Source organism: Mediterraneibacter sp. 210702-DFI.3.120 (assembly GCF_020561005.1).
Lineage (GTDB): Bacteria > Bacillota > Clostridia > Lachnospirales > Lachnospiraceae > Mediterraneibacter > Mediterraneibacter faecis.
This window is the reverse complement of the sequence record NZ_JAJCNG010000015.1, coordinates 81634-88501: the sequence shown is the minus strand read 5'-3', so window position 1 is coordinate 88501 and position 6868 is coordinate 81634. Positions and strand designations below refer to the sequence as shown.

Sequence of the window (6868 nt, the reverse complement as noted above, 5' to 3'; positions counted from 1 at the left end):
GCGATTTAAAATGGCGAGATGCGTTGCTGGTCGCACATCGTGTGAACAGTAACAAGACAGGAGGAAAAAGATGCAGGATGAATTACATAATAAATTAGCACATTTAAAAGAGTACATAAAAGAACTGGACAGTGTTGCGATTGCATTTTCCAGTGGAGTTGATTCTACATTTTTATTAAAGGTGGCACATGAGATATTGGGAGATAATGTGATGGCGATCACAGTACAATCCGGTTCCTTTCCAAAGAGAGAACTAAATGAGGCAATTGCATTTTGCAAAAAAGAAGATATCCGTCATAAGGTCTGTCAGGTGGATGAAATGAAGATTGAAGGATTTTCTCAGAACCCACCGAACAGATGTTATTTATGCAAGCATGCACTGTTTGAAAAGATTGGAGCAATTGCAGAGAAAAATGAAATTGCTTATGTTGCAGAAGGTTCTAATATGGATGATCTTGGCGACTACAGACCGGGGCTTCAGGCTGTGGCGAAATTAGGAGTAAAAAGTCCACTGCGCGAAGCAGGACTTACAAAAGCGGAGATTCGTGAATTGTCAAAAGAGATGGGACTTTCAACCTGGGAAAAGCCATCTTTTGCCTGTCTGGCTTCAAGATTTGTATACGGAGAAACAATCAGCAAAGAGAAGTTGATCATGGTGGAAAACGCAGAACAGTTATTGCTTGAACATGGCTTCCGGCAATTTCGTGTCCGTATGCATGGAAGGATGGCGAGGATCGAAGTAATGCCGGAAGAGTTTTTGAAGTTGCTTCAGGAAGAAGTCCGTGAGGATATTGTAAAACAATTTAAGCAGTTCGGATTCACTTATGTTACAATGGATCTAACAGGGTACAGAATGGGAAGTATGAATGAAACCCTGGATAAGAAGAATTAGAATGAGGCGAAAAAGATGGAACAAAAGGAAATGATAGATCTTTTAAGACAGGTAGCATCCGGAACAATGGATGTAGAACAGGCAGCTTTGAAGTTAAAAGAAGAGCCTTTTGAAGATCTTGGTTTTGCCAAGATTGACCATCACAGAGCCATGCGCCAGGGTGTGGCAGAAGTGATTTATGGAGAAGGAAAGACACCGGAACAGATTTTCCGGATTGCAGAAGCAATGAAGGAAAAGGGACAGAAAGCAGTCCTGATCACAAGAATGAATAAGGAGTCAGCGATTTACGTGGGAGAACACCTGGAACTTCAATATGACGAAGTCAGCCGGATTGGGTTTATAGGCGAAGCTCCAATAAAGGATGGAGACGGGAAAATAGTTGTGGCAACAGGCGGGACAAGCGATATCCCTGTTGCAGAAGAGGCTGCAAGAACAGCAGAGACACTTGGAAATGAAGTGATCCGTTTATATGATGTAGGCGTCGCAGGAGTACATCGTCTGCTTGGACATCTCGACGAATTAATGGAAGCTCGTGTCATTATTGCTGTAGCTGGAATGGAAGGAGCACTCGCCAGTGTGATTGGAGGACTGGTGGATTGCCCGGTGATCGCAGTTCCGACAAGTGTTGGATATGGAGCATCTTTCGGTGGCGTATCAGCGCTTCTTTCTATGTTGAATTCTTGTGCAAGCGGAGTGAGTGTTGTAAATATCGATAATGGATTTGGCGCGGGATTTCTTGCAAGCCGGATCAATCACATAGAGAGGAGAACGAAGGAATGAGGATATTATATTTAGACTGTGGGATGGGAGCAGCAGGGGATATGCTGACGGCTTCATTATTGCAGTTGTTTTCAGAACCTGTAAAACAGGTGAAAAAGTTGAATGATCTGAAAATCCCGGGGGTAAAATATCAGTTGGTGGCGTGTACAAGAGGCGGAATCAGAGGATATCAGGTCCGCGTGTTTGTGAAAGGACAGGAAGAAGAGAATCCTCATATGCAGACGGAAGAGCAGATCGGACATAAATCAGAAGAACCAGAGAAGCATACACAAGAACACGGACATCACTCAATGTCTCAGATCGTTCGTCTGATCAATCGGTTAAAAATTGAAGATCAGGTAAAACAGGACGCAGTTGCAGTTTATAAATTGATTGCAAAGGCGGAAGGAAAGGCGCATGGTCAGCGCATGGATGAAATCCATTTCCATGAGGTTGGGACGATGGATGCAGTGGCTGATGTTGTGGCTGTCTGCTATTTGCTGAATGAACTTCAGGTGGATCAGATTCTTGCGTCACCGGTTCGTGTCGGATATGGTCATGTGAAATGTGCACATGGAATCCTTCCGGTGCCAGCACCGGCAACAGCGTATCTGATGAAAGAAATTCCAATGTATGCAGGAGACCTGGAGGGAGAATTCTGTACACCGACAGGAGCCGCACTTCTGAAGCATTTTGTTAAAAAGTATGAACAGATGCCGGTTCTGCAGATGGAAGAAATCGGTTATGGTTTTGGAAAAAGAGAGTATGAAAGACTGAACTGTGTGCGTGCGATTCTTGGAGAAACGCAAGACAAGGTAGAAGAAGAAATTTTGGAACTGTGCTGTAATCTGGATGATATGACTTCGGAGGAAATCGGGTATGCGACAGAGCTTCTGATCAAAGAAGGCGCATTGGATGTTTACACATCCTCCATTCAAATGAAGAAAAACCGGCCGGGGATTCTGCTTACATGTATGTGCAGGGCAGAGCAGAAAGAGTATTTTCTACAGCTGATATTCAAACACACTTCAACACTTGGTGTCAGAGAGTATTTTTGTAGAAGATATGGACTTAAGCGGAAAATAGACGAAGTGCAGACAGAATATGGAACCGTTCATGTGAAGAGAGCATCCGGATATGGAGTGGTGAAAGAAAAACTCGAGTATGATGATGTTTCCAAAATTGCAGAAGAACATAGCTGGTCTGTAGCAGAGGCAAGAAATAGGATCTATGGAAAATTATAATTTTAATATACAGGAAGAATTAAAAAAGCTTCCGGGAAGGCCGGGAGTCTATCTGATGCATGATGAGACGGATCAGATTATCTATGTCGGAAAAGCAATCAGCCTGAAAAACCGTGTGCGGCAGTATTTTCAAAGCAGCAGGAATAAAGGGGTTAAGATCGAACAGATGGTAACACATATCCGCCGCTTTGAATATATTGTGACAGATTCGGAACTGGAAGCACTTGTTCTGGAATGTAATCTGATCAAGGAACATCGGCCCAAATATAATACGATGCTTATGGATGACAAAGCGTATCCGTTTATAAAAGTAACAACCGGTGAAGCATATCCACGCATTATGCTGGCACGTCAGATGAAAAAAGATAAAGCACGTTATTTCGGCCCCTATACAAGCTCACAGGCAGTGCGTGACACAATTGATCTGATCCATAAGCTGTATCATATAAGAAGCTGTAATCGTTCACTTCCAAAAGACATTGGAAAAGAGCGTCCGTGTCTGAATTATCATATCAAGCAGTGTGAGGCGCCGTGTCAGGGATATATTTCTCAGGAAGAATACCGGAAATCCATTGATGAGGTGATCCGTTTTCTAAATGGAAATTTTGATATGATTTTAAAAGATCTGGAAGATAAGATGATGGCCGCTTCGGAGGCACTGGAATTTGAGAAAGCAATCGAATATAGAGAGTTATTAAATAGTGTAAAAAAGGTGGCTCAGAAACAGAAGATTACAGATTCCAGTGGGGAAGACAGAGATGTCATGGCAGTTGCATGCCAGGACGAGGATGCAGTTGTACAGGTCTTTTTTATCCGTGGCGGAAGATTGATCGGAAGAGACCATTTCTATCTGAGAATCAGCGAAGAGGATAAAAAATCTGAAATTCTGAACAGTTTTATCAAACAGTATTATGCAGGAACCCCTTTTCTTCCAGGTGAGCTGATGCTGCCGGAAGAAATCGAAGAGCAGGAACTTCTTGAATCCTGGCTGAGCGCGAAGAAGGGGCAGAAAGTAACGATCCGTGTGCCGAAGAAAGGTACAAAAGAAAAGCTGGTAGAACTGGCGGAAGAGAATGCGAGGATGGTTCTGTCTAAAGATAAAGAGCGGCTAAAGAGGGAAGAAGGACGTACGATTGGTGCAGTGAAGGAGATAGCATCTTTACTGGGGCTGGAAAAGATCGTCCGTATGGAAGCATATGATATTTCTAATACAAATGGTTTCGAATCGGTAGGCTCTATGGTTGTCTATGAGAAAGGAAAACCAAAGCGGAATGATTACAGGAAGTTCAAAATCAAGAGCGTGAAAGGACCAGATGATTATGCGAGCATGCGAGAAGTTCTTACGCGTCGTTTTACACATGGATTAAAAGAACGTGAGGAGAATGCGGAAGCTGGGAAATTTACAACATTTCCGGATTTAATTCTGATGGATGGAGGCCGTGGACAGGTAAATATTGCATTGCAGGTGCTTGATGAGTTGAAGCTGAATATTCCGGTCTGTGGTATGGTGAAAGATGACAATCATAGAACAAGAGGATTATATTATAATAATGTGGAAATCCCGATTGACCGCAATTCAGAAGCATTTAAACTGATCACAAGAATTCAGGATGAAGCCCATCGGTTTGCAATCGAGTTCCACAGGCAGCTGCGTGGCAAAGGGCAGGTACATTCCGTTTTGGATGATATTGAAGGAATCGGTCCGGCCAGAAGAAAGGCATTGATGCGGCATTATCTGAGCCTGGATGCAATCCGGAGCGCAACAGTAGAAGAACTGGCGCAGCTTCCGTCAATGAATGAGAAGGCAGCAGAATCGGTTTATCAATTCTTTCATGATTAAGGGTTTTATCGAAAAGAAAATCATGATATACTTATGTACAGGCGATGGGACATGTAGAGAAATGTTGGATTTATGCGAGCAGTAAGTATCATATATCTCTTGAGCTTATCAAGGCAGCATGTCTGAAACGAAAAGAGATACAGGAAAAGGAGATTACAAGATGAGTGGTGTGAAATTAACCGATATCGTTGAAAAGATGAATCTGAAAAATCTCACTCCGGAAGTAGATATCACAGAACGTGAAGTTCTTGTTCCGGATGTGAACAGACCGGCACTTCAGTTGGCAGGATTTTTCGATCATTTTGATCTGAATCGTGTACAGATTATAGGGAATGTAGAGTGTGCCTATCTGGAGACTTTGGAAGAAGAGAAAAGAGTTGAGATTTATCAGAAACTTCTGGAACATAAAGTACCATGTATTATTTTCAGCAATGAACTTCAGCCGGATGAAAGCTTCATTGAGATTGCTCAGAAAAATGATATTCCGGTATTCGGTACATGTAAGAAGACATCCTCCTTTATGGGAGAACTGATCCGTTGGCTGAATGTAAAACTTGCTCCGTGCATTTCCATTCATGGAGTGCTTGTTGACGTATATGGTGTCGGAGTTCTGATCATGGGAGAAAGTGGAATCGGTAAGAGCGAAGCAGCTCTTGAACTGATCAAGCGTGGACATCGTCTTGTGACGGATGATGTGGTTGAGATCCGCAAAGTCAGTGACGATACACTGGTTGGTTCTGCACCGGATATCACAAGACATTTTATCGAGCTGCGTGGTATCGGAATCGTGGATGTAAAGTCTATGTTCGGTGTACAGAGCGTAAGAGAAACACAGAATATCGATCTGGTCATTACTCTGGAAGACTGGAGCAGAGAGAAAGAATACGACAGACTTGGTCTGGAGGAGGAATATACAGAATTCCTTGGAAACCGAGTTGTCTGCCATAATATTCCGATCCGTCCGGGACGTAATCTGGCGATCATCGTAGAATCTGCTGCAGTTAACCACAGACAGAAGCAGATGGGATACAACGCCGCACAGGAATTGTACAAACGTGTGCAGGAGAATCTGGCAAAGAGAAGAAAATAAAACAAAAGAGAAACAGAGGATGCGGTACAAATGTTACAGAGTACCGCATTCTTATGTGAAATATAAAAAGAAACGGAGATAGATTTATGAAATATTGTTTTGGTGTTGATATCGGGGGAACAACGGTTAAACTTGGTCTGTTCAGTGAGGCAGGTGCTATTGTAGAGAAATGGGAGATCGTGACAAGAACTGAGAATGAAGGTGCGGCGATTCTTCCGGATGTTGCAGAAGCAATCAATGGTAAGTTAGAGCAGCACGGCATTGAGAAAGAACAGGTTCTTGGAATCGGTGTCGGTGTGCCGGCTCCTGTTACTGTAGATGGAATTGTCAACGGTTCTGCGAATCTTGGCTGGAAATATAAGAATGCAAAGAAAGAGCTGGAAGAACTGACAGGATTGACAGCAGAGTTTGGAAATGATGCGAATGTCGCAGCACTTGGCGAGATGTGGAAAGGCGGCGGTGTTGGTTACCGCAATATGATCATGGTCACACTTGGAACAGGTGTTGGAGGTGGCATTATCATCAATGGAAAGATCCTGACGGGAGAGAACGGAGCAGGTGGAGAGATTGGTCATATGTGTGTGAATCTGGAAGAGACAGATACTTGCGGATGTGGCGGACACGGATGTCTGGAGCAGTATGCATCAGCAACAGGTATCTCTCGTCTTGCAAGAAAGAAGATGGAGCATGAGACACGTGCAACAATTCTGACAAAAGAAGATCTTTCTGCAAAAGCTGTTTTCGATGCAGTCAAAGAAGGAGACGAAGTTGCGATTGAAGTTGCGACAGAGATGGGAAATTACTTAGGACATGCAATGGCAGATATGGCAGCAGTACTGGATCCGGCTGTATTTGTAATTGGTGGCGGAGTGTCCAAAGCAGGAGAAGTTCTGCTTTCATTTATCGAAAAACCATTTATGGAAAAAGCGTTCTTTGCAAATAAGAATGTGAAGTTCAAGCTTGCTACTCTTGGAAATGATGCAGGAATCTGCGGAGCAGCTAAGCTGGTACTTGAGGATTGATAAAAGTATAACAAGTGCAGA

Annotated in this window: 6 protein-coding genes; all 6 read left to right on the top strand. The window is 43.2% G+C overall.

Annotation, left to right across the window (positions count from 1 at the left end; all coding sequences use genetic code 11):
* Positions 1–70 precede the first annotated feature (70 nt).
* Positions 71–892 carry an ATP-dependent sacrificial sulfur transferase LarE gene (larE, locus tag LI162_RS09560; protein WP_227156378.1) on the top strand — a complete coding sequence of 274 codons (822 nt, stop codon included), beginning with the start codon at positions 71–73 and terminating at the stop codon, positions 890–892.
* Positions 893–907: 15 nt separating this feature from the next.
* Positions 908–1672 (top strand): nickel pincer cofactor biosynthesis protein LarB, encoded by a 765-nt coding sequence (larB, locus tag LI162_RS09555; protein WP_055161754.1) that lies wholly within the window; start codon positions 908–910, stop codon positions 1670–1672.
* On the top strand, positions 1669–2895 hold the full coding sequence (larC, locus tag LI162_RS09550; RefSeq protein WP_015529583.1) for a nickel pincer cofactor biosynthesis protein LarC: 1227 nt from the start codon (positions 1669–1671) through the stop codon (positions 2893–2895). Before larB ends, larC begins: the two co-directional genes overlap by 4 nt.
* A complete protein-coding gene (gene uvrC, locus LI162_RS09545; protein ID WP_055172017.1) occupies positions 2882–4735 on the top strand; it encodes an excinuclease ABC subunit UvrC in 1854 nt (617 codons plus the stop codon). The genes larC and uvrC overlap by 14 nt, the downstream gene beginning before the upstream one ends.
* A 160-nt stretch (positions 4736–4895) precedes the next feature.
* Complete coding sequence (hprK, locus tag LI162_RS09540; RefSeq protein WP_054752311.1) at positions 4896–5825, top strand: HPr(Ser) kinase/phosphatase; 930 nt, start codon at positions 4896–4898, stop codon at positions 5823–5825.
* Between the two features lie 86 nt (positions 5826–5911).
* Complete coding sequence (locus LI162_RS09535; protein WP_015529587.1) at positions 5912–6847, top strand: ROK family glucokinase; 936 nt, start codon at positions 5912–5914, stop codon at positions 6845–6847.
* Positions 6848–6868 lie beyond the last annotated feature (21 nt).

Coding starts and splice junctions, on each gene's coding strand:
- larE (WP_227156378.1), top strand. CDS start 71: ATGCAGGATGAATTACATAATAAATTAGCACATTTAAAAGAGTACATA.
- larB (WP_055161754.1), top strand. CDS start 908: ATGGAACAAAAGGAAATGATAGATCTTTTAAGACAGGTAGCATCCGGA.
- larC (WP_015529583.1), top strand. CDS start 1,669: ATGAGGATATTATATTTAGACTGTGGGATGGGAGCAGCAGGGGATATG.
- uvrC (WP_055172017.1), top strand. CDS start 2,882: ATGGAAAATTATAATTTTAATATACAGGAAGAATTAAAAAAGCTTCCG.
- hprK (WP_054752311.1), top strand. CDS start 4,896: ATGAGTGGTGTGAAATTAACCGATATCGTTGAAAAGATGAATCTGAAA.
- LI162_RS09535 (WP_015529587.1), top strand. CDS start 5,912: ATGAAATATTGTTTTGGTGTTGATATCGGGGGAACAACGGTTAAACTT.